This is a genomic window from Micromonospora sp. NPDC004540, from assembly GCF_040610095.1.
In the GTDB taxonomy this organism is placed as follows: domain Bacteria; phylum Actinomycetota; class Actinomycetes; order Mycobacteriales; family Micromonosporaceae; genus Micromonospora.
Window position 1 is genome coordinate 23,914 of sequence record NZ_JBEXLR010000036.1, and the last position, 22,841, is coordinate 46,754.

The window sequence follows — 22,841 nt, forward strand, 5'->3', positions numbered from 1 at the left end:
CCCGCGCTCCGTCACATTCCGGGACTCCTCGCCCGTCGATGTCCCGTGACGCGGGGTGGGGGTGCCTCGACTGGCCGTCACTCGATACGCTGCGTCCGTATTGGACCGGCCGGGGGTCGGCAGCGGGGAGGGCAGCAGCATGGGTGACATCAGGCCGCCGGACACCGGTGATCTGCACGTCAGCGTCGAGGACCTGGACGCCGCGGCGGAGTACGTCGAGCGCCTCAAGCAGTACGTCGACGACACCATCGGCTACGAGATGGAACGCATCAAGGAGCGGATGAAGGGCGACAGCAACAACGCGCAGACCGTGCCCAACGGCACGCCGTTCGGCGCGTACGAGGACGCCCGGATGCAGTGGCAGGCGCTGACGAAGTCGACGGCGAACATGGAGGGCCACCTCAAGGCGCTCTCCACCAAGCTGGCCACCCTGAAGCAGGGCACCGAGGACATCGCCAAGGCGTTCCGGGACACCGAGGCGCGCAACGCCGCCAACGGCAAGGAGATCGAGCGGATGCTGGAGTCCGCCGCCCCGCCGCCGCCGACGGGCGAGCAGCCCACCTACCCGTACACGGCCTGAGGGGAGACGGTCATGGCTGGAGGAACGTGGGAGCGGTGCGTCCGCGAGGTGACGCTGTCGGCGGACCCGGAGACGGTCGGCTCGGTCGGCGTGGGGTGGAGCAGCCTCTCCACCGGGCTGGGCTACCTGCGCGACGCGCTCGTCGGGCGGTCCTTCGTCGGACCGATCGCGCCCGGCCAGGAGCGCCCGCACAGCGGCGGCCTGCCCGGCCTGCTCGCCGGCTGGAAGGGCAGCGGCGGCGACGCCTACCGCGAGCACCTGGGCGACATCGGCAAGGAGATCGAGGATCTCATCACCCACGCCAGCAACGTCAGCGGGGCACTGTCGCGAATCGAGGGTGACATCCGCAAGTCGGTGGCGAGCATCCCGGTCCCGCTGATGGACGACTTCGGCTGGAACGAGTGGAGCCTGCCCAACGGCACCGAACTCGACGACGCCCGCGACGGCGAGAGCGCCTCGGGCTTCCTCGCCGCGCTGCGCAAGGACTACCAGAGCAACCCCGCCTCGTACGCCGACGGCGCGTTCCGCGACAAGGCCGACGACCTCGAGGCGACCATGAAGGTCGACGGCAAGGCCGCCGACCAGGAGCGCGGCGGCTGGTGGGACACCAAGTCGCATCTGGACAACTGGTACCGGGACAACCAGCAGGCGGCCAACTCGGCGATGTCGCCGCTGCCCGCCGCGGTGGAGACGGAGCGGCCCAAGCTGGTCGTGCCGAGCCCGCGGGGCGACAGTGACGACTACCGCCCCGACGACCGAAAGCCGCCGTCCGGCCTCCCGGGCGGCGGTGGCACCGGCGGCGGTGGCGCGGGTGGCGGCTTCGGCGGCGGCGGGCCCTCCCTCGGCAGCACCGGCGTCGGCGGCGGTGGTGGCGGCGGCTCCTTCGGCGGCGGATCCCTGACGCCCCCGCCCACCACGGGCGGTCCCGACTTCGGCGGCGGGGGCAGCGGCGGCGCCGGCACCTACACCCCGCCGTCCACCGGCGCCGGCTACCCGGGCACCGGCGACCACGACTACGGCAGCGGCCTCGCCGGCGCCGGCGGGCCGAGCACCATCGGCGGTGGCTACGGCGGCACCGGCGGTCTCGGTGGCGGCGTCAACTCCGCAGGGCTCGGCGGCGCAGGCGGCGGCTTCGGCGGTGGCGGGGCCGGTGTCGGCTCGGCCGGCGGCATCGGTGGCGGCGGTCTCGGCGCGGCCGGCGCCATGGGCATGGGCGGCATCCCCGGCATGGTCGGCGGCGGCAACGGCAAGGTGCCCCCGATGACCAGCGCGGCCAGCGCGCTGCGCAACGCGAGCGGCGCGGGCGCGGGCGGCCTGCGCGGCGGCGCCGGCATGATGGGCGGCGGGATGATGGGCGGGCACGGCGGCGGCGGGCACGGCGGCAGCGGCTCCGAGCACTCGTCGTGGTTGACTGAGGACGACGATCCGTGGGGCAGCGGTGACGCCGCGTCCCCGGGCATCCTGCGCTGAGGACGGACGGATGAGGTTGCACGTGGGCGCGCTCCGACCGGTCGCGGCCGGCCTGCTGGCCGGGCTCATGGTGCTGGGGGCCGCCCAACCGGCGGCCGCCGCGCCGCGACGGGCCGAGCAGTGGTATCTGGACGAGCTGCGCATCGACCAGGTGCACCGGCTCTCCACCGGGCGCGGGGTCACCGTCGCCGTGGTGGACAGCGGTGTCGACGCCACCCATCCGGAACTCGCCGGTCAGGTGCTCCCCGGTCGCCGCAGCTACGGCGCCGCCGGCGACGGACGCTCCGACGTGGACGGCCACGGCACCCACATGGCCGGCATCATCGCGGCGAAGAACGCCGGTCCGGACGGGGTGACCGGCATCGCGCCCGGCGTGCGGATCCTGCCGATCAAGACGAAGCCGGGCGACGGCGAGGTCAGCGAGGCGGCGTCGGCCCAGGGCATCCGAATGGCTGTCGACGGTGGCGCCAAGGTCGTCAACCTGTCCTACGGCGCCATGGGCGCGGCCTCCGCCGACGAGGAGTCCGCGATCAAATACGCCCTGGACCGGGACGTGGTGGTGGTGGCCGCCGCGGGCAACACGGCCAAGGGCGAGGTCGACGTGACCAGCCCGGCCAACGTCCGCGGGGTGATCGCGGTGACCGGCACCACCCGGGGCGGGCGCTTCTGGTCGGGCTCGGCGCAAGGACCCGAGGCCGTGGTGGCCGCACCCGGCGACGCCATCTACAACGCGGGCCCGGACCACGGCTACGGCTGGGGTGACGGCACCTCCGACGCCACCGCGATCGTCTCCGGCATCGCGGCGCTGATCCGGTCGAAGTATCCGGACCTCTCCGCCCCCGACGTGATCAACCGGATCATCCGCACCGCCCGGGACGCCGGCCCGCCCGGCCGCGACCCGCAGTACGGCTTCGGCCGGATCGACGCGGTGGCGGCGCTGACCGCCAAGGTGCCGGCGGTCTCGACGAACCCGCTGCTCGAACCGGCCGCGGCCAGCCCGGCCCCGCCGCAGGCGGCGGAGGACGACGACTTCGACGTCACCGAGCACGGCGACCGGGGCGGGCCCACGGACCAGCAGGTCATGGTGATCGGCATCGGCATCGCCGTGGCGCTGGTGGTGCTGGTGGCGCTCGTGGTGTTCCTGATCTGGAACCGGCGTCGCTACCGCCGCGAGGCGGCCCGGGCCGCCGCCGTCCCGGACGACCTGCTCGACCAGGGCGCCGGGGGCGGCTACGGCACTCCGCCCGTCCCGGCCGGCCACCACGCCCCGCCGGGTGCCCCGGCCCCGCCGGGCGTCAACCCGTACGCCCCGCCGCCCGGGCACCTTCCGCCGCCGCCGGGGACGTACCCGCCGCCGGGCGGGAACCGGTCCTGAAAACCGTGGTGGCCGGCCGGGTGACCTGCGCGTCACCGGCCGGCCACCGTCGTCTCCGGGCGGGGCGGGGATCGCCTCGCTGACCGGTTCCAGCCGGTTCGTCCGGCCGGTCCCGCCGCCCCGGCTGCGGGTCCTGCCGGCCGCTGCGCCAGGATGGGACGGACACGAAGGCACAGCCGAGGAGCTCACGATCGCCAGAAAGCCTCAACCCGAGGGCGGCCAGGCGCCGGTCGTCCAGCGGGTCCGGATCCGGTACGCCAAGCGTGGACCGCTGCGGTTCACCTCGCACCGGGACTTCGCCCGGGCCTTCGAGCGCGCGCTGCGCCGGGCCGGCGTGCCGATCGCCTTCTCCCAGGGCTTCACCCCGCACCCGAAGATCTCGTACGCCTCCGCCGCGCCCACCGGGGTGGCCAGCGAGGCGGAATACCTGGAGATCGGCCTGCGCGAGCCGGTCGAACCGGCGCAGCTGCGGGCGGCCCTGGACGCCGCCCTGTCGCCCGGGCTCGACGTGCTGGACGCGGTGGAGGCCACCGGCGGCAGCCTGGCCGACCGGATCGAGGCGTCCCGGTGGCGGATCGAGCTGCCCGAGGTCGACCCCGCCACGCTGGAGCGGGCGGTGAGCGCGTTCACGGCCGCCGGGGAGATCCAGGTCGAGCGGATGACCAAGCAGGGGCGGCGCACCTTCGACGCCCGCGCCGCGGTCATCGCCATCGATGCGCTGCCGCCGTCCCAGACGCCTTCCGGGGCGACGGCCGTACCGTGTGCGATACTCGAACTGGTCGTGCGGCAGGTCACCCCCTCCGTACGACCCGATGACGTCCTTTCCGGCCTCCGCGTGGTGGCCGACCTGGAGCCGCCGGTCTCCCCGAGGGTGATCCGGCTGGCGCAGGGCACGCTGACCGCGCAGGGCGAGATCGTGGATCCGTTGGACGCGGATCGCGACGGGGCAGCCATCGGAGAGCGCTGACCGACGGTCAGCGTTCTGGCAGGCAGACTTCGGCGGTCGCGCACCTGCGCGCCCGGCGGAAACACCTTTTGCGGCGACCCTGCGTGGCAGCGCTCACCCGCGCCCGGGGAAGCCAGAACTGGAGAACGTCCATGCTCGAGAACGAGCCCGAGGGCGGCGAACGGACCGGCGCAGAGCCGGCCGAGGCGACCGCCAGCAGCAGCACCGACAGCACCGCCGAGACCAAGCCGCCGGCCCGCAAGCGGGCCAGCCGCCGCAAGGCCGCGCCGCTGAACCAGCCGGAGCAGATCGACGCGCCGGTCGAGGCGCCGACCGCGGCGACCGGCACCGGCGAGTCGCCGCAGGCCGAGGTGTTCGCCCCGGTCGCCGGGGAGTTGGAGGCCGCGCCGAAGACCCGGCGGCGGCGCAAGGCGACCCCCGCCAAGGCGGCCGAGGAGCCGGTGGCCGCGGCCGGGGTGGAGGCCGCCTCCGACGAGGTGGTGCCGCCGGTCAAGGTGACCCGTACCCGCCGCCGCAAGACCACCCCGCCGCCCGTCGAGGCCGCCGCGGACGAGTCGCCGACCGAGGCGCCCGCCGAGGCCGCCGGTCCGGGGGTCGAGCCGCACGCGGTCGCCGAGCCGCAGGCCGACGTCGAGCCGCCGGCCGCCCCGGCGCCCGCCGAGCGTGCGCCCGAGGACGCGGTCGGCGAGGACGCCGAGGACGAGCCGACCCCGGACGACCAGGCGAGCCTGGCCCGTGCCGGCGGTCCGGAGGACCGGACCGGTGAGGTGTCGCCGGGCGCGGCCGTGCCGGGCCCGACCGAGGAGCCGGCCGAGGAGCCCGCGCCGACCACCCGTCGCCGCCGGGCCGCACTGTCCGCGCCGACCGTCCTGTTCATGCCTCCCCAGCCCGAGGAGGCCCCGGTCGTCCGGGTCACCTACCCGGTCGCCGAGGAGCCGGTCGAGGAGCCGGCGGAGACCGGCCGGCGCCGCCGGCGCGGCCGCCGCGAGGCCGAGCCGGCCGAGGTCGAGGTCGAGGTCGAGGAGGAGCCGACCGTCGAGGCCGAGGAGATCGCCGAGGCGGAGGAGGACGAGGACGAGGCGGCCATCCGTCGCCGTCGTCGTCGCGGCCGCCGGGGCCGCGGCCGCGGTCGGGGCGTCGAGGAGGCGGAGGACGAGGAGGCCGAGGAGGCCGTCCGGGCCGAGTCCGCCGAGGCCGAGGCCGCGGAGGTCGAGGACGAGGAGGAGGCCGAGGGCGAGGGGATGACCCGTCGCCGCCGTCGGCGCCGCCGTCGGGGCGCGGGCGAGGCGGAGACCGCCGCCGAGGACGGCGTGCCCACCGTCGTCAAGATCCGCGAGCCGCGCAAGGCCGTCGACGAGGTACAGGGCGTCTCCGGCTCGACCCGGCTGGAGGCCAAGCGGCAGCGCCGCCGGGACGGTCGCGAGCAGCGGCGTACCCGCCCGCCGATCCTCAGCGAGTCGGAGTTCCTGGCCCGCCGGGAGGCGGTCGACCGGGTGATGGCCGTCCGCCAGCGGGGCGACCGGACCCAGATCGCGGTCCTCGAGGACGGCGTGCTGGTCGAGCACTACGTGACCCGCAACTCGTCCGGCACCATGGCCGGCAACGTCTACCTGGGCAAGGTGCAGAACGTCCTGCCCAGCATGGAGGCGGCCTTCGTCGACATCGGGCGCGGCCGCAACGCCGTGCTCTACGCCGGCGAGGTCAACTGGGACACCACCGGCCTGGAGGGCCGGGCCCGCTCGATCGAGCAGGCGCTCCGGTCCGGCGACTCGGTGCTGGTGCAGGTCACCAAGGACCCGATCGGGCACAAGGGCGCCCGGCTCACGAGCCACATCGCGCTCTCCGGCCGGCACCTGGTCTACGTGCCGCACGGCAACGCCTCCGGCATCAGCCGCAAGCTGCCGGACACCGAGCGGAAGCGGCTGCGGGACATCCTCAAGAAGCTGGTGCCGGACGGCGCCGGGGTGATCGTCCGGACCGCCGCCGAGGGCGCCAGCGAGGACGAGTTGGCCCGGGACGTCAAGCGGCTCCAGGCGCAGTGGGAGGAGATCCAGGCCAAGGCGGCCGAGGGTGGCGCCCCGGTGCTGCTCTACGAGGAGCCCGACCTGGTCATCCGGGTGGTGCGGGACCTGTTCAACGAGGACTTCCGCGAGCTGGTCATCGAGGGCGAGTCGGCGTACGACCTGGTGGAGTCCTACCTGTCGCACGTCTCGCCGGACCTCGTGGCCCGGCTGCGCCGGCACGCCGGCACCACCGACGTCTTCGCCGAATACCGGATCGACGAGCAGATCCTCAAGGGGCTGGACCGGAAGGTCTTCCTCCCCTCGGGCGGCTCGTTGGTCATCGACCGGACCGAGGCGATGACCGTCATCGACGTCAACACCGGCAAGTACACCGGCTCCGGGGGCAACCTCGAGGAGACGGTCACCCGGAACAACCTGGAGGCGGCCGAGGAGATCGTGCGCCAGCTCCGGCTGCGCGACCTCGGCGGCATCGTGGTGATCGACTTCATCGACATGGTGCTGGAGTCGAACCGGGAGCTGGTGCTGCGCCGGCTCACCGAGTGCCTGGGCCGGGACCGCACCAAGCACCAGGTCACCGAGATCACGTCGCTCGGCCTGGTGCAGATGACCCGCAAGCGGATCGGCGCGGGCCTGCTGGAGGCGTTCAGCGAGACCTGCGAGTGCTGCAAGGGCCGGGGCGTCATCATCCACACCGAGCCGGTGCCGGAGAAGCCGCGTGGCGGTGGCGCGGGGGAGAAGGTCAAGGCGGTCGCCTCGGCCGTCACCACCCCCGCCACCGAGGAGAAGGGCCGGCGCCGGGGCCGCAAGGCCGCCCCGGAGAAGCCCGCCGCGGAGGCCGCCGAGCAGCCGACCCCGGCCGCGCCGGAGAAGGTCGTCGCCGAGGTGGTCGACAGCCAGGACGACTACTACGACACCCAGGGCTACGACCTGTCCCGCTACGAGGCGGAGACGGCGGCGGCCCCGGCGGTCGCGGACAGCCAGCAGGGCGACTCGGCCCGGCTGGCCGCCGCGGACGACCCGGACGCCCTCGGCGAGGGGGACGAGGAGGGCGCCGAGACCGGCACCGCCCGCCGGCGGTCCCGGCGCGGCGGCGCCCGGCGGCGTACCCGGCCGTGAGCCGCTGACCTGCACGACGTTTGGCAGGGGCCCCTGCACCGGCAACAGAGTCCGGGGCAGGGGCCCTGCCGTGTCCGTCGACCCCCGCCGGCCCCACCTCCCACTGCGGCCACCCCCGCCCCGACCGCCACCGGCGACACGCGCGTCTGCGCGCGGGCGGAGCAGGCCGGCTCCGCCGCGGTGCAGACGTACGTGCTGAAGCTGGCCGACCGGCTCCAGGGGCGGCTCGACGAGCGCTGTCGGGCCTGATCGGCGGCCCGGTTTGGGTGGCGGGCCGGGTATGGCGTACGCTTGCCTGCGGCGCACTTTGGTGTGCCGAGTTCCCGCGTGCCCGCGCTGCCGGTGTCACGGCTCCCGGCGAGACGCCGTGGGAACGACCGACCGGTAACGGTGGGTAAAAGACGCTAGCAGCCTCAACGACAGGGAGTCCGCCTCCGATGTACGCGATCGTCAAGACCGGCGGCAAGCAGTACAAGGTCGCCGAGGGCGACGTGATCGAGGTCGAGAAGCTCGCCGGTGCCCCCGGCGACGCGGTGAAGCTCACCGCGGTGCTCCTCGTCGACGGTGACGACCTGGTGACCGACGCGACGAAGCTTGCCAAGGTCGCGGTGTCCGGCGAGATCGCCGCGCACACCAAGGGCCCGAAGATCCGGATCCACAAGTTCAAGAACAAGACCGGCTACCACAAGCGCCAGGGTCACCGCCAGCCGCTGACCCAGGTCAAGGTGACCGGCATCTCCAGCGGGAAGTAGGTCGTCCTCCAATGGCTCACAAAAAGGGTGCGTCCAGCTCGCGTAACGGTCGCGATTCCGCGGCCCAGCGGCTCGGCGTGAAGCGCTTCGGTGGTCAGGTCGTCAGCGCGGGTGAGATCCTCATCCGTCAGCGTGGCACCAAGTTCCACCCCGGTGACCTGGTCGGCCGTGGCGGCGACGACACGCTGTTCGCGCTGGCCGCCGGCTCGGTCCAGTTCGGCACCAAGCGCGGTCGCAAGACCGTCAGCATCGTGCCGCAGCAGTAATTTTCCGGCGAAGCGGGCCGCGGACCTCGTGTCCCGGCCCGCTTCGTCTTTTCTCGCGCGGGGGCGTGCCCCGCTGGAAGGATTGCGTCGTGACGACGTTCGTTGACCGGGTCGTCCTGCACATGCAGGCCGGCGACGGCGGGCACGGCTGTGTCTCCATCCACCGGGAGAAGTTCAAGCCGTTCGGTGGCCCCGACGGCGGCAACGGTGGGCACGGCGGCAGCGTCTCGCTGGTCGTCGACCCGCAGGTGACCACGCTGCTCGACTTCCACTTCCGCCCGCACATGAAGGCCGAGAACGGCAAGGGCGGTGCCGGCTCGAACCGGGACGGCGCCAACGGCCACGACCTGATCATCAAGGTGCCGAACGGCACCGTGGTGCAGACCCTCGACGGTGAGGTGCTGGCCGACCTGGTCGGCGCGGGCACCACCTTCGAGGCGGCCCGGGGCGGGCGCGGTGGCCGGGGCAACGCCTCGCTGGCGAACGCCCGGCGCAAGGCCCCCGGCTTCGCCGAGCTGGGCGAGCCCGGCGACCGGCTCGACGTCGTGCTGGAGCTCAAGAGCGTCGCCGACGTCGGCCTGGTGGGCTTCCCCTCCGCCGGGAAGTCCTCGCTGATCTCGGTGATCTCCGCCGCCAAGCCGAAGATCGCCGACTACCCGTTCACCACGCTCGTGCCCAACCTGGGCGTCGTCCGGGTGGACAACCACACCTTCACGGTCGCCGACGTGCCGGGGCTGATCCCGGGCGCGGCCACCGGCCGGGGGCTGGGCCTGGAATTCCTCCGCCACGTCGAGCGCTGCGCCGTGCTGGTGCACGTGGTCGACACGGCGACGCTGGAGCCGGGCCGGGACCCGCTCGCCGACATCGACGCCATCGAGTCCGAGCTGACCCAGTACGGGGGCTTGGCCGAGCGCCCCCGGCTGGTCGCGCTCAACAAGATCGACGTGCCGGACGGGCGGGATCTCGCCGACATCGTCCGGCCCGACCTGGAGGCCCGCGGCTTCCGGGTGTTCGACGTCTCCACCGCCACCCGCGAGGGGCTGCGAGAGCTGACGTACGCGATGGCCGAGCTGGTCGACCAGGCCCGCCGGGCCGCGCCGCCGGCCGAGCCGACGCGAATCGTGATCCGCCCGAAGGCGGTCGACGACGCCGGCTTCACCATCGAGGCGGAGGAGGACGGCTCCTTCACCGTCCGGGGCAACCGGCCGGAGCGCTGGGTCAAGCAGACGAACTTCGACAACGACGAGGCGGTGGGCTACCTGGCCGACCGGCTGGCCCGACTCGGCGTGGAGGAGAAGCTGGCCAAGGCCGGCGCCCAGGCGGGCGACCTGGTCCGGATCGGCGACCGGGAGTTCGACTGGCAGCCCACCCTCTACGCCGGGGTCGACTTCGTCCCCGGCAACCGGGGCACCGACGTCCGGCTGGAGGACAAGTCGACCCGCGCCTCCGCCGCCGAGCGGCTGGCCGCCCGCAAGGCGCGCCGGGTGCGTCCGGCGGACGAGATGGAGGCGGCCGCCCCGCAGGACGACGCCGACGACGAGGACTGGGAGTAGTTCCGCTCCGTCCGTGTTCGGGACGTTGGCCGGAAACCTCCGTGAAATCCGGCCGACCTACCGTGACGGGATGCTGATCGAATCCCGTCCCGCCACCGATCCCGAGATCGCCGCCCTGGTCACCGCCCAGCAGCGCGAGCTGCGCGAGGCCGACGGCGGCCTGGACGGGCAGGCGACGATCACCCACGACGACATCCGCTACCTGGCGGTGGTCGAGGGCGGTCGGGCGGTCGCCTGCGGTGGCCTCCAGGCCCTCGACGCCGACACCGGCGAGCTGAAGCGGATGTACGTCCGGCCGGCGTACCGGGGGCGGGGGATCGCCCGGCAGCTGCTGGCCGCCCTGGAGGAGCTGGCGTTCCGGCAGGGGCACACCAGGGTCTGCCTGGAGACCGGCGCCTACCTGCCGGCCGCCATCGGGCTCTACCGGTCCTGCGGCTACCAGCCCATCCCGGTGTACGGCGAGTACGTGGACAACCCGTACAGCGTCTGCTTCGCCAAGCGCCTGCCGGTCGCCGCCTGAGCGGACCGCTACGCCCCGGTCTCGGCGTGCGCCGCGGTGACCGGCTTGGACTCGGGGCTGGCGTGCTGCCGCAGCACGATGCTGAGCAGGATGAGCACGCCCACGGCGAGGAACTCGCTCTGCCAGTTCTGCATCGACTGGAACCAGAAGTCGCTGGTGCCCAGGAACTGCCAGGCGCTGATCGGTGCGGCCCCGCTCTGCAGCGCCTGCTCCTCGTTGTAGGCGGCCACGCCGCCGAACAGGTGCCCGAGGAACGAGCCCGCGAAGATCATGAACAGCGCGATGGAGAGGCTGTTCCGGTAGATCACCAGCGGCAGGCCGCTGGCCCGCACCGGCCAGGGGGAGTCCGGGGTGCCGTGCCGGGGGTCGTCCTCGGGCCGGTCCGTCTGGCCCTCGGGCTTCGACTCGGCCGAGCCCCTCTGCACCAGGTACGCGGTGAGCAGCACGTAGCCGCCCATCTGGAGGAACTCCGACTCCCAGTTCTCGAAGACCGCCTCGGCGAAGTGCCCGGTGCCCAGGTACGTCCACCAGCTCAGCGGCGCGGCGCCGTACTCCGCCAGCTCCTCGTTGTGCACCTGCCAGCCGAACACGCTCTGCAACAACAGGAAGACCACGAACGCGCCGAGCATGGCGACCGAGAGCGCGTTGTCGCGCAACCACCGTGGCATCGCCGGACCTCCTCGTCCCGCCGGGGTCACTCCCCGTGGTGGTCCTGGTGCCCCCGGCGCTGATCGGGCAAACGCCGTGCCGGTGTGTCGCGGCCGACCCCGCCCGATCGGGTGACCGGGCCGGTCAGGGCCGGTCGAAGGGGGTGTCCGGCCGCCCGCCGGTGCCCACCTCGTTGTTGAGCAGCAGGCCCAGGGCGAGCATGCCGAAGCCGAGGAAGAGGTGCAGCCAGTTGTCGGCGTCGTTGAACGGCACGAAGTTCGCCGCGGTCTTCCGGTCGATGCCGAAGCCGTAGAGCCAGAGGCCCAGGTAGGCCGCGCCGCCACCGGCCAGGAACAGCCGTGCCCCGGCGATCCGGCGGGCCAGCACCAGGCCGACCAGGCCGAAGAGCAGGTGCAGCAGGTTGTGCAGGATCGACACCTGGAACAGGCCGATGAGCTTCGCCTCGGAGTGGTGGCCGGCGAACCGCAGGTCGCCGTAGTGGGTGGTGAAGCCGGGGACGAAGCCGAGCACACCGATCAGCACGAAGACGGCGGACACGGCGAGGGCGACCTTCTGGATCGGCGGCCGGGGCCGGGCCCCGGCGCGTCCGCGCACGTCACGTGCCATCGCTGTCACCTCCGTGGAGCTTCCCGCCGCCCGGGCGGGCAGACCCTCCATTGTGTGACCGGCACGGGCCGCTTCCGCAGAGAAATGACGAATCAGGCATGGACCCGGCGACGGGGGGTAGGGAATTCGACACGCCGACAGCAACGTCGGCGTGATCCCCCGAGCACAACCGCTACGAACTCCGAGCGGAAGGGACATCATGACTTACGATCTCTCATCCACGTCCGGCACGTCCGAGTCGACCAACGGCGGCGGGGTCCGTGACCAGGCCCGCCAGGTCGGCAACGAGGCCGCCAACGCGGGCGGCACGGTCGCCCAGACCGCCAAGGAACAGGGCCAGGAGGTCGTCGGCGAGGCCAAGCGCCAGGCCCGCAACCTCTACGGCGAGGCCCGCAACCAGGTCACCGCCCAGACCAGCCAGCAGCAGCAGCGCGCGGCGAGCGGGCTGCGGTCGCTGGCCGAGGAAGTGCGCTCGATGGCGCAGAACGGCGGCAGCGGCGGTCCGGTCACCGAACTGGCCCACCAGGCCGCCGACCGGGTGCACGGCGTGGCCGGCTGGCTGGAGCAGCGCGAGCCGGGCGACCTGCTCAACGAGGTGAAGAGCTACGCCCGCCGCAACCCGGGCACCTTCCTGGTCGGCGCCGCCCTGCTCGGCGTGGTCGCCGGCCGGCTGACCCGGAACATCGCGGCGGTCGGCGACGGCGCCGACGGCGTCCGGTCGTCGTACGACCCGGACCGGACCGCGGTCATCCCGACCTCGCGGGCGGTGCCGGAGCAGGTGCCGCCGGGCGGCTACCTCGACCCGACCCCCGGCACGTACGCCGAGCCGGACCCGGGCTACTCCGCGCCGGGCGCGACCTACCCGGGCGGCGGCGCCCCGAACACCTGGGCCGACCCGGAGGGTGGCACCGGGCAGCCGCTGCCCCCGCCGAGCCGGACCGACCCCCTGCCGGGCGTGCCGTCGAGCGGCGTCAACCGTCCGTGACCGGCCTGAACGGCAGAAGGGAGGCGACGGCATGAGCATGCCGACGCAGGGGTCCGGACTGGACTCCGGCTACCAGGCGGCGGGCGCGCCGCACACCGCGGACGAGGTCCGGGGCAGCTCCATCGGCGAGCTGATGCGTCAGGTCACCACGGACCTCTCCACGCTGATGCGCCAGGAGGTCGAGCTGGCCAAGGCCGAGATCCGCCAGGAGGGGAAAAAGGCGGGCAAGGCCGCCGGCCTCTTCGGCGGCGCCGGCTTCGGTGGCTACATGGTGGCGCTCTTCGTCTCCATCGCGCTGTGGCAGTTCCTGGACAACGTGATGGATTCGGGCCTGGCCGCGCTGATCGTGGCCGTGATCTGGGCCGTGATCGCCGCGGTCCTCTACTCGATGGCCAAGAAGAACGCCGAGCGGATCCGCGGCCTCAAGCAGACCAACGACAGCGTGCAGCGCATCCCCGACGCGCTCAAGCCGCACCCGGAGGGAGTCACCCGATGAGCACCGATCCCGACCAGATCCGCCGGGAGATCGAAGCCACTCGCACCAACCTGAGCTCGGACGTGGACGCCCTGGCGTACAAGGTCAGCCCGAGCCGCATCGTCGACGACCGCAAGCAGCGCGTCCGCAGCGCGCTGACGAACGTGAAGGACAAGGTGATGGGAACCGCATCGGACCTCGGCCACAGCACCGGTCACGCCGCCAACTCGGTGGGCGACCACGCCTCCTCGGCGGCGTCCACGGTCGGCGACAAGGCGCACGCCGCCGCCTCGACCGTCGGCGACGCCGCCCACCGGGCGCCGCAGGTGCTGCGGGAGAAGTCCGAGGGCAACCCGATCGCCGCCGGCGTGATCGCCTTCGGCGTCGGCATGCTGGTCTCCTCGCTGATCCCGGCCACGCGCCGCGAGCAGCAGGTCGCCGCGCAGGTCAAGGAGAAGGCCGCCGAGCACGGCGGTGTGGTGAAGGAGAAGCTGAGCGAGGTCGCCGGCGAGCTGAAGGAGGAGCTGCGCGAGCCGGCGCAGCACGCCACCGAGTCGGTGAAGGCCACCGCGCAGGACGCCGTGCACGCGGTCAAGGACGACACGAAGTCCGCCGCGCAGGACGTCAAGGACACCGCGCAGCAGTCCCGCGACCAGGTGCGGTACTGACCGGGACACCCGTACGCCGCAGCTCGCGGCCACTTCCGGCAGCACGCCGGGGAGTGGCCGCGAGCTGTTCGCGTGCGGGGCGTCGGCTCAGCGCGCCAGCCGCTCCACCGGTGCCGGGGCCGGCGCGGCGCCGGTCTCCACCCAGAGCACCAGGTCGTCGGGGCGGCGCTCGGCGAGCCGCCGGCGCAGCGTTCGGGTGGAGTGCGCGACCGGGTGGGCCTCCGCGTCGGGCCTCCCGCCGCGCAGCCGCCGGCCCGCGGCGAGCCAGGCGCGGACCCCGCGTTCCAGCAGCCAGACCGGTGCCGCGAGTGCGGTGTGCGCCGGGAAGACCCGGGCCCCGCCGGCCCGTCGCCGGCCCAGCTCGGCCACGGCCACCGTCGCCACCCCGGCCCGTAGCAGCAGGCCCGGCCGGCGGGCGGCGAGCGCGGCCGCCGCGGCCGGCAGCACCGCCAGCGCGGCCAGCAGCGGCCGCGGCCGGGCCAGCTCGTCGTACGCCCACTGCCGGCGCGCCCGCGCGGCCGTCGGCGGTAGCCGGCGCACGTACAGCCAGGCGGGGGTGGCCGTGACGCCGCCGTACGCGCGGACCGTCCGGACCAGCTCCAGGTGCGCGAGGAGCACGTCCGGGTCGTAGCCGCCCATGGCCAGGAAGGTGCTGCGGCGCACCGCGAGGGTGCCCGGCCGGTCCCCGCCGAGCGCCCGGTGCAGCAGTGTCCGGCCGGTGTCCCGCCAGGCGGGCCAGGGCAGCGGGTCGAAGTGGTGCTGCGGCCGGACCAGGTCCACCCGGTCGAGCAGCCCGTGCACGGCGCGCAGCCCCGCGAGGTCGTACCGGACGTCGTCGTCGGCGATCACGACGTGCTCGTGGCGGGCCAGCGCGACCCCGGTCAGCACGCCGAGCGCCGTGCCGTTGCACCCGCGCAGCGCGGGATCGGGCGGGGCGTGCCGGACCAGCCCCCGCCAGGCGGCGGCGTGCCGGGCGAACGGCTCCGGTGGCGAGCCGTCGACCACGATCACGTCCACCCAGCGGCTCAGCTCGCGCAGGTAGCCGGTCAGCTCGGCGAGGCCGGTGTCGCCGGTCGCGCGCAGCGGCAGGACGTACGCCAGCGGGAGGCGGTCCGGCGTGGACGCTGCGCCGGCGTCGGGGCGGGCGAACGCCCCGCGGTGGCGGCCGGCCGGCAGGTGCGGGCCGTGCTCGCTCGGGTCAAAGGCCACGCATGCCCCTCTCCGGTCTGGCAGGGTGGCCGGCAGCGTGCCCGAAATTTGGGCGATCAAACCGTTTTGCCGTTTCGATGCCGCCGCGCCGGGTAGCGCTCCGGGATGCGGGCGGTCCGAGGCGCCCCGGTGGAGGAGACGTGATGAGCAGCAACGCGAGGAGATGGGCGCTGGCCGGCGCCGCCACGGTCACCGCGCTCGGGATCGGCCGGGTGGTGGCCCGGCGCCGGCGCCGGCACCAACCCGACCGGGCGGACGGCTGGTACGTCGTCCACCGGGGGATCACGGTGGACCGGCCCATGGAGGCGGTGATCGGCTTCTGGACCGACCGGGCACGGCTGGACCGGGGGCTCGCCGAGTGGGCGACACTCGAGCAGCTCGACGACAACCGGTGGCGCTGCGTGGCGAGCGACCCGGCCGGCGGCGGCACCGAGTGGCGGGCCGAGATCACCGTCGACGGCCCGGGCCGGCTGAGCTGGCGGGTCACCGAGGGACCGGTGGCGCAGCAGGGACGGGTCGTGCTGGCGCCCGCACCGCAGGACCGGGGCACCGAGATCCGCGCCGACCTGCGCTGGCGGTCCGGCCCGATCCGCCGGGCGCTCGGCCTGGCCGGCGGGGACGACCCGGACCTCGCGCTGCGCAGCGCCCTGCGCCGGATCAAGTCGCTGATCGAGACCGGCCAGGTGCTGGACACCCGGCACGACCCATCGGGGCGCAGCCCGAAGCAGGAGGAGGCGACCGACCGGATCCGGGAGAAGCTGATGGCGGGAGGCCGGCCGTGAGGGCGCTGTGCTGGGAGGGCGTCGGCCGGCTGGCCGTGCGCGACGTGCCGGAGCCGACCATCCGCGCGGCCGGCGACATCATCGTCAAGGTGCGGGCCAGCAGCGTCTGCGGCTCCGACCTGCACCTGATCAACGGGTACCTGCCGGCGATGCGGGAGGGGGACATCCTCGGCCACGAGTTCATGGGCGAGGTGGTGGAGACCGGCCCCGACGTGCAGCGGATCAAGGTCGGGGACCGGGTGGTGGTCGGCTCGGTGGTGGCCTGCGGCGGCTGCTGGTACTGCCGCACCGAGCAGTACTCGCTCTGCGACAACTCCAACCCGCAGCCGGTCTTCACCGAGAAGCTCTGGGGCCACTCGCCGGCCGGCATCCTCGGCTACTCGCACGCGGCCGGCGGCTACTCCGGCAGCCACGCCGAGTACATCCGGGTGCCCTTCGGCGACGTCGGCGCGTTCACCGTGCCGGACGGGGTGCCGGACGACTCGGTGGTGTTCGCCGCCGACGCCATGCCGACCGGCTGGATGGCGGCCGACTTCTGCGGCCTCAAGGGCGGCGAGGTGGTCGCCGTCTGGGGCGCCGGCGGGGTGGGGCAGATGGCGGCCCGGTCCGCGCAGATCCTCGGTGCCGAGCGGGTCATCGTCATCGACCGGCTGCCGGAACGGCTGGCCACCGCCACCCAGCGACTGGGCGTGGAGACGATCAACTACGCGGAGACCGACGTGCTGGAGGCGCTGCGCGAGCTGACCGCCGGGCGCGGGCCGGACGCCTGCATCGAGGCGGTCGGCATGGAGTCGCACGACGTCGGGCCGACCTACGCGTACGACGTCGCGAAGCAGACGGCCCGGCTGCAGACCGACCGGCCGACCTCGGTCCGGCAGGCGATCATGGCGTGCCGCAAGGGCGGCACGGTGAGCATCGTCGGGGTGTACGGCGGCCTGGTCGACAAGTTCCCGCTCGGCGCGGCCATGAACAAGGCGCTGGTGCTGCGGATGGGGCAGATGCACGCCCAGCGCTACATCCCGATGCTGCTGGACCGGATCGCGATCGGCGAGATCGACCCGGGCTACCTGGCCACCCACCCGATGTCCCTCGAACAGGGGGCCCGGGGCTACGAGATCTTCCAGAAGAAGGAGGAGGGCTGCCTGCGGACCGTGCTGCACCCGCAGGCGGCCTGACCGGGCGCGGGAGCACCGGGACGCGCGTCGATTCGAAATCCCGGGGCGGGGTACAGCATCCGTATGCCCGCCGAGATCGATGAGACGCCGTCCCGGCCCGCCGCGCGGGCCTTCGGCGGCAGCGCGGTCGCCGTGGTGGTGGCCGGCGGGGACCCAGCTCAAGTGGCTGCGCACCCGGATGAAGCAGGCCGCCCGGCAGGCGCTCGTGGTCGCGGAGTGACCGCCTGTCGCACCCCCGGGTGAGACTGGCGCCGGCCCCGTCCGGTGTGGGCGGGCGGCGCGAGGAGGCGCGATGGCGCGGATGATCTGGCACGTCACCATGTCGCTGGACGGGTTCATCGCCCCGCCGGACGACTCGGTGGAATGGATGTTCGGCTTCGGCTCCGCCGGCCCGCTCGGTGCGGAGACCATGCACCGCACCGGCGCGATCCTCTCCGGCCGGCGCGGCTTGGAGCTGGGCAACCGGCCCGGCGCGGGGGCCCGTGCGATCTACGGCGGGGCCTGGTCCGGGCCGGTCTTCGTGCTGACCAACCGGCCGGCCGAACCCCTCAAGGGGGTCACGTTCCTCTCCGGTGACGTCGGGAAGGCCGCCGACCTCGCCCGAAAAGCGGCCGGCGACCGGGACGTGGGCGTGTTCGGAGCGGACGTGGCGCGGCAGTGCATCCGGGCCGGGCTCCTCGACGAGCTGGTCGTGCACCTCGTGCCGGTGCTGCTCGGCGGTGGCGTACGCCTTTTCGACAGCCCCGACCTCGGCCCGGTGGCGCTCCGCAAGACCCGCTGCGACGACTCGGGGCAGATCACCGACCTGCGGTTCGCGGTGGCGCGGTGATCACGCGGTTCGGCGTACCCCGTCGATGACGAGGCCGCTGGGCGGCAGCGCGGGCATCCGGCCGAGGTCCAGGGCCAGGTCCTGCGGCGGCACCCGGTAGCTCATCGACCCGGTGAGGTTGCCGACCGCCCGTTTCAGCAGCTCGATGGTGAGCCACTCGCCGGGGCAGCGGTGACCGGTGAAGTGGTCTCCGCCGCCCTGCGGGACCAGCCCGAACGGGTCACCCCGCCAGCCCTCGAACCGCTCCGGCCGGAACCGCTCCGGCTCCGGCCAGAGCTGCGGGTGGTGGTTGGTGCCGTAGAGGTCGAGCAGCACCCGCCGGCCCTGCGGGAAGGCGTACCCCTGCCACTCGAACGAGCGTCGGACCCGGGCCGCGGCGACCGGGAAGAGGGGGTAGTAGCGCCGTACCTCCTGCACGAAGCTCTCGGCGGCCGCGTCGTCGCCGCGGACCCGGTCCCGCCAGTGCGGGTGGTCGTGCAGCGCCAGCGCGGCGAAGACCACGAACCGGTCCACGGCGACCGTCGGGCGGAGCACGTTGAGCAGTTCCACCGCGGCGATCCGGCGGGGCAGCAGGTTCCCCCGCTCGTCCCGGTGCGCGGCGATGACCCGCAGCGCGCTGCCCTCGGGCGCGGGCAGCGCGCCGGAGCGCACCCGCTCGACCAGGTCGCCGGCCCACCGCTCGGCGCGGCGGCGGCCGACCAGGCCCCGCCAGTACCGGGGCCCGACCGAGGCCGGCCCCTCGATCATCGCGTGCATCTCGGCGGTCCGGCGGGGCACGTCGGAGTCCGCCAGCGGCACTCCGGACCAGGCCCAGATCGCCCGGGTCAGCATCCGGGCCACCTCGTCGTAGAGCACCACCGGCCCCGCCTCGGCCCAGGCCGGGATCCGGGCCCGCCACTCGTCCTCGAAGAGCTGCCCGAGGTGGCGGATCGCCGCCGGCGTCATGATCGACATGAACATCGCCTTGCGGGTCCGGTGCGCCGTGCCGTCGAGGCCCTGGACGCCGCCGACCCCCGTCAGGGTGCGCTGCCCGCGCATCGGCATGGCGCCGCGCCGGACGAAGCGCTCGGTGTCGTAGAACAGCTCGGCGGCCGGGCGGCCGCGCAGGCAGATGGTCGGTTCCAGCAGCAGCCGGGTCTGGAAGATGTCGGTGCCGAGGCGGGCGCAGCGCGCGCCGACGAATCGGTAGCCCTCGCGGAGGAACGCCAGCGTGCTCTCCGGGCTGCGGTCGCTGGGGATGGTGCTCATCTGCTGCTCCTGACGCGGCTCGGCGACCCTGCACGGTCGCTGCGCTACCTACCCGGGCCGGCGCAGGCGAATCCTCCGGCCCGGCTCCGCGCGCCCGCGCCGCCGGCGCACCCGCGCCACTCCCGCTCGTCCCGCGCGCATGCGGAGCCGGCGCGCCGGGGGGGGAGGGGCCGGCGTCGAGCGCGGAAGCTGGCCCCTCCCAGGGCGCGGAGAAGCTGGTTGTGTTCGGGGCGGGGCCGGCGGCGGCCGGTCCCGCCCGCCGGTGCGACTCCGGCGGGGCGGCCGTCGGCGACGGGGAGGACGGATGCGGGACAACAGGCCGGCACACTGGCGGCACCGGCGGGCGGTGGCCGGGCTGCGGCGCGGCGACCGGGAGGAGCCACTGATCGCGCCGGCCCGGCGCGCCGCGGCCCGGCCGCCCCGGCACTTCACCGTGCACCTCGGCTTCGAGGCCGCCGACCCGGCCACCGCGCGCGAGCTGGCCGTCGCCTACGCCGAGGCGCTCGGCCTGCTCCGCCCGGAGCTGGCGCTCGGCGCGGCGGCGCTCTCCCCGGCCGACGCCTGGCACCGCGCGGAGCGGCTCTTCTGCGGGGCGGTCGGCCCCGACGGCGAGCGCTGCGCGGACGTGGCCGGCCACCCGGGCTTCCACCACGCGCCCGGTCCGGGCGGGCTCGGCTGGGGCGACGGTGACTGACCGCCCCGGCTCAGTCCAGGTCGAACTCGCCGTCCTGGGCGCCCGCCACGAAGGCGTCCCACTCGTCCTGGGTGAAGACCAGCACCGGGCCGTCCGGCTCGGCCGAGTTGCGCATCCCGATCAGGTCGCCGACGAAGGCCACCTCGACCGCGCTGTCGGACGTGTCGCCCTCGGCCCGCTGCCAGACCGCCCGAGACAGGTCGAAATCGCCCTTGGGGTGCTGACCCATCGTTGTTCCTCCATCGCCACGCGCCACGGGGGAGCCCGCTCGGACCCCATCGGGCAGGATAAGCGGATGCCGAGCCTGACCCGTGTAGAGGCGACCGCGCGTGGCGCGTTGATTACCGTCGAGTCCTACCAGGTGGACCTCGACCTGACCGGCGACGCCGAGCGGTTCCGCTCGACCGTCACCATCCGGTTCCGGGCGACCCCCGGCACCGAGACCTTCGCCGAGGTCAAACCCCTGCGACTGCTCGGGGTGCGCCTCAACGACCAGGACCTCGACCCGGCCCTGCTGCACGACAACAGCCTGCCGCTGACCGGGCTGGCCGCGACCAACACGCTGACGGTCAGCGCCGAGATGGCCTACTCCAACACCGGCGAGGGGATGCACCGCTTCGTCGACCCGGCCGACGGCGAGACCTACCTCTACGCCATGTCCTTTCTCGACGACGTGCAGCGCATCTTCGCCGCGTTCGACCAGCCCGACCTCAAGGCCCCGGTGACCCTCTCGGTCACCGCCCCGCCGGAGTGGACGGTGGCCGCCAACGGCCAGGTCGCCGACCGGCCGGCGCCGGGGCGCTGGGAGTTCGCGCCGACCGCGCCGCTGGCCACCTACTTCGTCACGCTGATCGCCGGCCCCTGGCACGTCCGGCAGGACGAGCACGACGGCATCCCGCTCGCCGTCTACTGCCGGAAGTCCCTGGCCGCCCACCTGGACGCCGACGCCGACGAGATCTTCACCGTCACCCGGCAGTGCCTCGACCGGTTCCACCAGCTCTTCGCCGAGCGCTACCCGTTCGGCAAGTACGACCAGGCGTTCGTCCCCGAGTTCAACGCCGGCGCCATGGAGAACCCGGGCCTGGTGACCCTGCGCGACGACTACATCTTCCGCTCGGCGGTCACCGACACGCAGCGGGAGCTGCGGGCCACCACCATCGCGCACGAGATGGCGCACATGTGGTTCGGCGACCTGGTCACGATGCGCTGGTGGGACGACCTCTGGCTGAACGAGTCCTTCGCGGAGTACCTGGGCACCCGGGTGACCGCCGAGGCCACCCGGTTCACCGGGGCGTGGACCACTTTCGCCATGCGCCGCAAGGCCTGGGGCTACGCGGCCGACCAGCGCCCCTCCACCCACCCCGTGGCCCCCGAGGAGGTGGCCGACGCCGCCCAGGCGCTGCTCAACTTCGACGGCATCTCCTACGCCAAGGGTGCCAGCGTGCTGCGCCAGCTGGTCGCCTGGGTCGGCGACGAGCCCTTCCTGGCCGGCCTGAACGCCCACTTCGCCAAGCACCGTTTCGGCAACGCCACCCTCGCCGACCTGCTCGAGAGCCTCAGCGCCGCCGGCGGGCGGGACCTGGCCGACTGGGCCGAGCGCTGGCTGCGCCGCCCACAGGTCAACACGCTGCGGATGGAGACCGCGGTGGACGCCGACGGCCGGTGGGCCGAGGCGGCGGTGGTGCAGACCGCGCCGGAGGCGTACCCGGTGCTGCGCCCGCACCGCATCGGCGTGGCCCGCCACGCCCCCGACGCCCCGGCGCACCGCTTCGAGGTCGACCTCGACCCGGCCGCCGACCAGGGCCGCACCGTGCTGGCCGAGCTGGTCGGGCAGCCGGCCACCGGCCTGCTGCTGCCCAACGCCGGTGACCTCACCTTCGCCAAGATCCGGCTCGACTCCGCCTCGGCGGACGCGGTGCCCATGGTGCTCCCGGGGCTGGCCGACCCGCTGGCCCGGGCACTGCTCTGGGGTGAGGCGCTGGACGCGGCCACCGACGGCGAACGGCCGGTGACCTCGGTGGTCTCGCTCATCGCGGCGGCGCTGCCGGCCGAGACCGAGGTGATCATCGCGGAGGACGTGCTCAGCCTCAGCCGCAACCTGGTCGACCGCTACCTGGACCCGCTGGCCCGGGACGCGGCCCTGCTCCGCATCGCCGGGGCCTGCGCCACGCTGCTGGCCGGCGCCCCGGCCGCCGGCTCGCTGCAACTCGCCGCGGCCCGCGGGCTGATCGAGGCCACCACCGACACCGGGCTGCTCGCCGGCTGGCTGGCCGGCGAGGGCGTGCCGGAGGGGCTGGCGGTCGACGCCGACCTGCGCTGGGCCCTGCTGCACCGGCTGGTGGTGCTCGGCGCGGCCGGCGAGCCCGAGATCGCCGCCGAGGCAGCGGCCGACCGCAGCGCCACCGGGGCGGAGCGGGCCGCGAGCTGTCGGGCCGCGCTGCCCGACGCCGACGCCAAGCGGGCCGCCTGGGAGATCGTCACCCGCAACACCGAACTCTCCAACCGCCTTGTCGAGGCGACGGCGGAGGGTTTCTGGCAGCCCGAGCAGGCCGAGCTGACCGCCGGCTACGTCGAGCGATACTTCGCCGACATGCCGGCCGCCGCGCGGCTGCGTACCCCCTGGACGGCCGACCGGGTCGCCACCCTGGCCTTCCCCCGCTACGCCGTGGCCCAGCCCACCCGGGAACTGGCCGCGGCGCTGCTGGCCCGCGACGACCTCACGCCGGGGCTGCGCCGGCGGGTCGTCGACCTGGACGACGACCTGCGCCGTGCCCTGGTCGCCAGGACGGCGGTGGCCGCCGCGGGCGCCTGACGCGGTGACCGCGCCGGGCGGGGCGTAGCCCCCCTGCCCGGTGCGGTCCCTGGGACGGCCCGGCGG

The 22,841-nt window shown here is 74.4% G+C and carries 22 protein-coding genes; 17 read left to right on the plus strand and 5 right to left on the minus strand.

Going from position 1 to position 22,841, the window contains the following annotated elements:
- Positions 1-139 precede the first annotated feature (139 nt).
- From ABZV78_RS14770 to ABZV78_RS14810, 9 genes are all read left to right on the plus strand, one after another.
- A complete protein-coding gene (locus ABZV78_RS14770) occupies positions 140-580 on the plus strand; it encodes a hypothetical protein (RefSeq protein ID WP_355638756.1) in 441 nt (146 codons plus the stop codon).
- Positions 581-592: 12 nt separating this feature from the next.
- Positions 593-2,050 (plus strand): hypothetical protein, encoded by a 1,458-nt coding sequence (locus tag ABZV78_RS14775; protein WP_355638758.1) that lies wholly within the window; start codon positions 593-595, stop codon positions 2,048-2,050.
- Between the two features lie 10 nt (positions 2,051-2,060).
- Complete coding sequence (mycP, locus tag ABZV78_RS14780; RefSeq protein ID WP_355638760.1) at positions 2,061-3,425, plus strand: type VII secretion-associated serine protease mycosin; 1,365 nt, start codon at positions 2,061-2,063, stop codon at positions 3,423-3,425.
- Positions 3,426-3,672: 247 nt separating this feature from the next.
- Entirely contained in the window at positions 3,673-4,392 is a 720-nt protein-coding gene (locus ABZV78_RS14785; protein WP_355638806.1) for a TIGR03936 family radical SAM-associated protein, read from the plus strand.
- Positions 4,393-4,523: 131 nt separating this feature from the next.
- Positions 4,524-7,532, plus strand: coding sequence for an Rne/Rng family ribonuclease (locus tag ABZV78_RS14790; protein WP_355638762.1), 3,009 nt, complete (start codon positions 4,524-4,526; stop codon positions 7,530-7,532).
- 437 nt (positions 7,533-7,969) lie between these two features.
- Positions 7,970-8,284: a 50S ribosomal protein L21 gene (gene rplU, locus ABZV78_RS14795; protein ID WP_151462559.1), complete on the plus strand. Its 315-nt coding sequence runs from the start codon at positions 7,970-7,972 to the stop codon at positions 8,282-8,284.
- 11 nt (positions 8,285-8,295) lie between these two features.
- Complete coding sequence (gene rpmA / locus ABZV78_RS14800) at positions 8,296-8,550, plus strand: 50S ribosomal protein L27 (protein ID WP_013288010.1); 255 nt, start codon at positions 8,296-8,298, stop codon at positions 8,548-8,550.
- A gap of 89 nt (positions 8,551-8,639) precedes the next feature.
- Positions 8,640-10,103, plus strand: a complete 1,464-nt coding sequence (gene obgE / locus ABZV78_RS14805) for a GTPase ObgE (RefSeq protein WP_355638764.1) — start codon at positions 8,640-8,642, stop codon at positions 10,101-10,103.
- Between the two features lie 70 nt (positions 10,104-10,173).
- Positions 10,174-10,623 carry a GNAT family N-acetyltransferase gene (locus ABZV78_RS14810; protein ID WP_355638766.1) on the plus strand — a complete coding sequence of 150 codons (450 nt, stop codon included), beginning with the start codon at positions 10,174-10,176 and terminating at the stop codon, positions 10,621-10,623.
- Positions 10,624-10,631: 8 nt separating this feature from the next.
- On the opposite strand, the gene ABZV78_RS14815 is transcribed toward ABZV78_RS14810, so the two are convergent.
- On the minus strand, positions 10,632-11,291 hold the full coding sequence (locus ABZV78_RS14815; protein ID WP_355638767.1) for a DUF6766 family protein: 660 nt from the start codon (positions 11,289-11,291) through the stop codon (positions 10,632-10,634).
- Positions 11,292-11,415: 124 nt separating this feature from the next.
- Positions 11,416-11,898, minus strand: coding sequence for a DUF4383 domain-containing protein (locus ABZV78_RS14820; protein WP_355638769.1), 483 nt, complete (start codon positions 11,896-11,898; stop codon positions 11,416-11,418).
- A 199-nt stretch (positions 11,899-12,097) separates the two neighbouring features.
- Between ABZV78_RS14820 and ABZV78_RS14825 the strand changes: the two genes are divergently transcribed.
- The 3 genes from ABZV78_RS14825 to ABZV78_RS14835 are packed head-to-tail and all read left to right on the plus strand — an operon-like array spanning position 12,098 to position 14,026.
- Positions 12,098-12,883, plus strand: a complete 786-nt coding sequence (locus tag ABZV78_RS14825; protein ID WP_355638771.1) for a hypothetical protein — start codon at positions 12,098-12,100, stop codon at positions 12,881-12,883.
- A gap of 31 nt (positions 12,884-12,914) precedes the next feature.
- A complete protein-coding gene (locus ABZV78_RS14830; protein WP_355638773.1) occupies positions 12,915-13,379 on the plus strand; it encodes a phage holin family protein in 465 nt (154 codons plus the stop codon).
- Positions 13,376-14,026, plus strand: coding sequence for a DUF3618 domain-containing protein (locus tag ABZV78_RS14835; protein WP_355638775.1), 651 nt, complete (start codon positions 13,376-13,378; stop codon positions 14,024-14,026). The genes ABZV78_RS14830 and ABZV78_RS14835 overlap by 4 nt, the downstream gene beginning before the upstream one ends.
- Positions 14,027-14,113: 87 nt before the next feature.
- Here ABZV78_RS14835 and ABZV78_RS14840 read toward each other — a convergent pair whose 3' ends face one another.
- Positions 14,114-15,235: a glycosyltransferase family 2 protein gene (locus tag ABZV78_RS14840; protein WP_355638777.1), complete on the minus strand. Its 1,122-nt coding sequence runs from the start codon at positions 15,233-15,235 to the stop codon at positions 14,114-14,116.
- 143 nt (positions 15,236-15,378) lie between these two features.
- Here ABZV78_RS14840 and ABZV78_RS14845 point away from each other — a divergent pair, with 143 nt between their 5' ends.
- The 3 genes from ABZV78_RS14845 to ABZV78_RS14855 all read left to right on the plus strand — a co-directional run bounded on the left by ABZV78_RS14845 (position 15,379) and on the right by ABZV78_RS14855 (position 18,021).
- On the plus strand, positions 15,379-16,017 hold the full coding sequence (locus tag ABZV78_RS14845; protein WP_355638779.1) for a cyclase: 639 nt from the start codon (positions 15,379-15,381) through the stop codon (positions 16,015-16,017).
- Entirely contained in the window at positions 16,014-17,192 is a 1,179-nt protein-coding gene (locus ABZV78_RS14850) for a zinc-dependent alcohol dehydrogenase (RefSeq protein ID WP_355638781.1), read from the plus strand. The genes ABZV78_RS14845 and ABZV78_RS14850 overlap by 4 nt, the downstream gene beginning before the upstream one ends.
- 292 nt (positions 17,193-17,484) lie before the next feature.
- Complete coding sequence (locus tag ABZV78_RS14855; protein WP_355638783.1) at positions 17,485-18,021, plus strand: dihydrofolate reductase family protein; 537 nt, start codon at positions 17,485-17,487, stop codon at positions 18,019-18,021.
- On the opposite strand, the gene ABZV78_RS14860 is transcribed toward ABZV78_RS14855, so the two are convergent.
- The gene (locus tag ABZV78_RS14860; RefSeq protein WP_355638787.1) at positions 18,022-19,269 is read right to left on the minus strand and encodes a cytochrome P450; all 1,248 of its coding nucleotides are present in this window, start codon (positions 19,267-19,269) and stop codon (positions 18,022-18,024) included.
- 304 nt (positions 19,270-19,573) lie between these two features.
- Between ABZV78_RS14860 and ABZV78_RS14865 the strand changes: the two genes are divergently transcribed.
- On the plus strand, positions 19,574-19,963 hold the full coding sequence (locus ABZV78_RS14865; protein WP_355638789.1) for a hypothetical protein: 390 nt from the start codon (positions 19,574-19,576) through the stop codon (positions 19,961-19,963).
- Between the two features lie 10 nt (positions 19,964-19,973).
- On the opposite strand, the gene ABZV78_RS14870 is transcribed toward ABZV78_RS14865, so the two are convergent.
- Positions 19,974-20,192 carry a DUF397 domain-containing protein gene (locus ABZV78_RS14870; RefSeq protein WP_091269900.1) on the minus strand — a complete coding sequence of 73 codons (219 nt, stop codon included), beginning with the start codon at positions 20,190-20,192 and terminating at the stop codon, positions 19,974-19,976.
- A 66-nt stretch (positions 20,193-20,258) separates the two neighbouring features.
- On the opposite strand from ABZV78_RS14870, the gene pepN reads away from it, so the two are divergent.
- The gene (gene pepN / locus ABZV78_RS14875) at positions 20,259-22,775 is read left to right on the plus strand and encodes an aminopeptidase N (RefSeq protein WP_355638791.1); all 2,517 of its coding nucleotides are present in this window, start codon (positions 20,259-20,261) and stop codon (positions 22,773-22,775) included.
- Positions 22,776-22,841: the final 66 nt, after the last annotated feature.

Bases quoted from the DNA above. Each gene is read 5' to 3' on its own strand.
- pepN (WP_355638791.1), top strand. From the start codon at position 20,259: ATGCCGAGCCTGACCCGTGTAGAGGCGACCGCGCGTGGCGCGTTGATT.
- ABZV78_RS14865 (WP_355638789.1), top strand. From the start codon at position 19,574: ATGCGGGACAACAGGCCGGCACACTGGCGGCACCGGCGGGCGGTGGCC.
- ABZV78_RS14775 (WP_355638758.1), top strand. From the start codon at position 593: ATGGCTGGAGGAACGTGGGAGCGGTGCGTCCGCGAGGTGACGCTGTCG.
- ABZV78_RS14845 (WP_355638779.1), top strand. From the start codon at position 15,379: ATGAGCAGCAACGCGAGGAGATGGGCGCTGGCCGGCGCCGCCACGGTC.
- rpmA (WP_013288010.1), top strand. From the start codon at position 8,296: ATGGCTCACAAAAAGGGTGCGTCCAGCTCGCGTAACGGTCGCGATTCC.
- ABZV78_RS14815 (WP_355638767.1), bottom strand. From the start codon at position 11,291: ATGCCACGGTGGTTGCGCGACAACGCGCTCTCGGTCGCCATGCTCGGC.
- ABZV78_RS14790 (WP_355638762.1), top strand. From the start codon at position 4,524: ATGCTCGAGAACGAGCCCGAGGGCGGCGAACGGACCGGCGCAGAGCCG.
- ABZV78_RS14855 (WP_355638783.1), top strand. From the start codon at position 17,485: ATGGCGCGGATGATCTGGCACGTCACCATGTCGCTGGACGGGTTCATC.
- rplU (WP_151462559.1), top strand. From the start codon at position 7,970: ATGTACGCGATCGTCAAGACCGGCGGCAAGCAGTACAAGGTCGCCGAG.
- ABZV78_RS14810 (WP_355638766.1), top strand. From the start codon at position 10,174: ATGCTGATCGAATCCCGTCCCGCCACCGATCCCGAGATCGCCGCCCTG.
- ABZV78_RS14770 (WP_355638756.1), top strand. From the start codon at position 140: ATGGGTGACATCAGGCCGCCGGACACCGGTGATCTGCACGTCAGCGTC.
- ABZV78_RS14820 (WP_355638769.1), bottom strand. From the start codon at position 11,898: ATGGCACGTGACGTGCGCGGACGCGCCGGGGCCCGGCCCCGGCCGCCG.
- ABZV78_RS14835 (WP_355638775.1), top strand. From the start codon at position 13,376: ATGAGCACCGATCCCGACCAGATCCGCCGGGAGATCGAAGCCACTCGC.
- ABZV78_RS14870 (WP_091269900.1), bottom strand. From the start codon at position 20,192: ATGGGTCAGCACCCCAAGGGCGATTTCGACCTGTCTCGGGCGGTCTGG.
- ABZV78_RS14825 (WP_355638771.1), top strand. From the start codon at position 12,098: ATGACTTACGATCTCTCATCCACGTCCGGCACGTCCGAGTCGACCAAC.
- mycP (WP_355638760.1), top strand. From the start codon at position 2,061: ATGAGGTTGCACGTGGGCGCGCTCCGACCGGTCGCGGCCGGCCTGCTG.
- ABZV78_RS14830 (WP_355638773.1), top strand. From the start codon at position 12,915: ATGAGCATGCCGACGCAGGGGTCCGGACTGGACTCCGGCTACCAGGCG.
- ABZV78_RS14860 (WP_355638787.1), bottom strand. From the start codon at position 19,269: ATGAGCACCATCCCCAGCGACCGCAGCCCGGAGAGCACGCTGGCGTTC.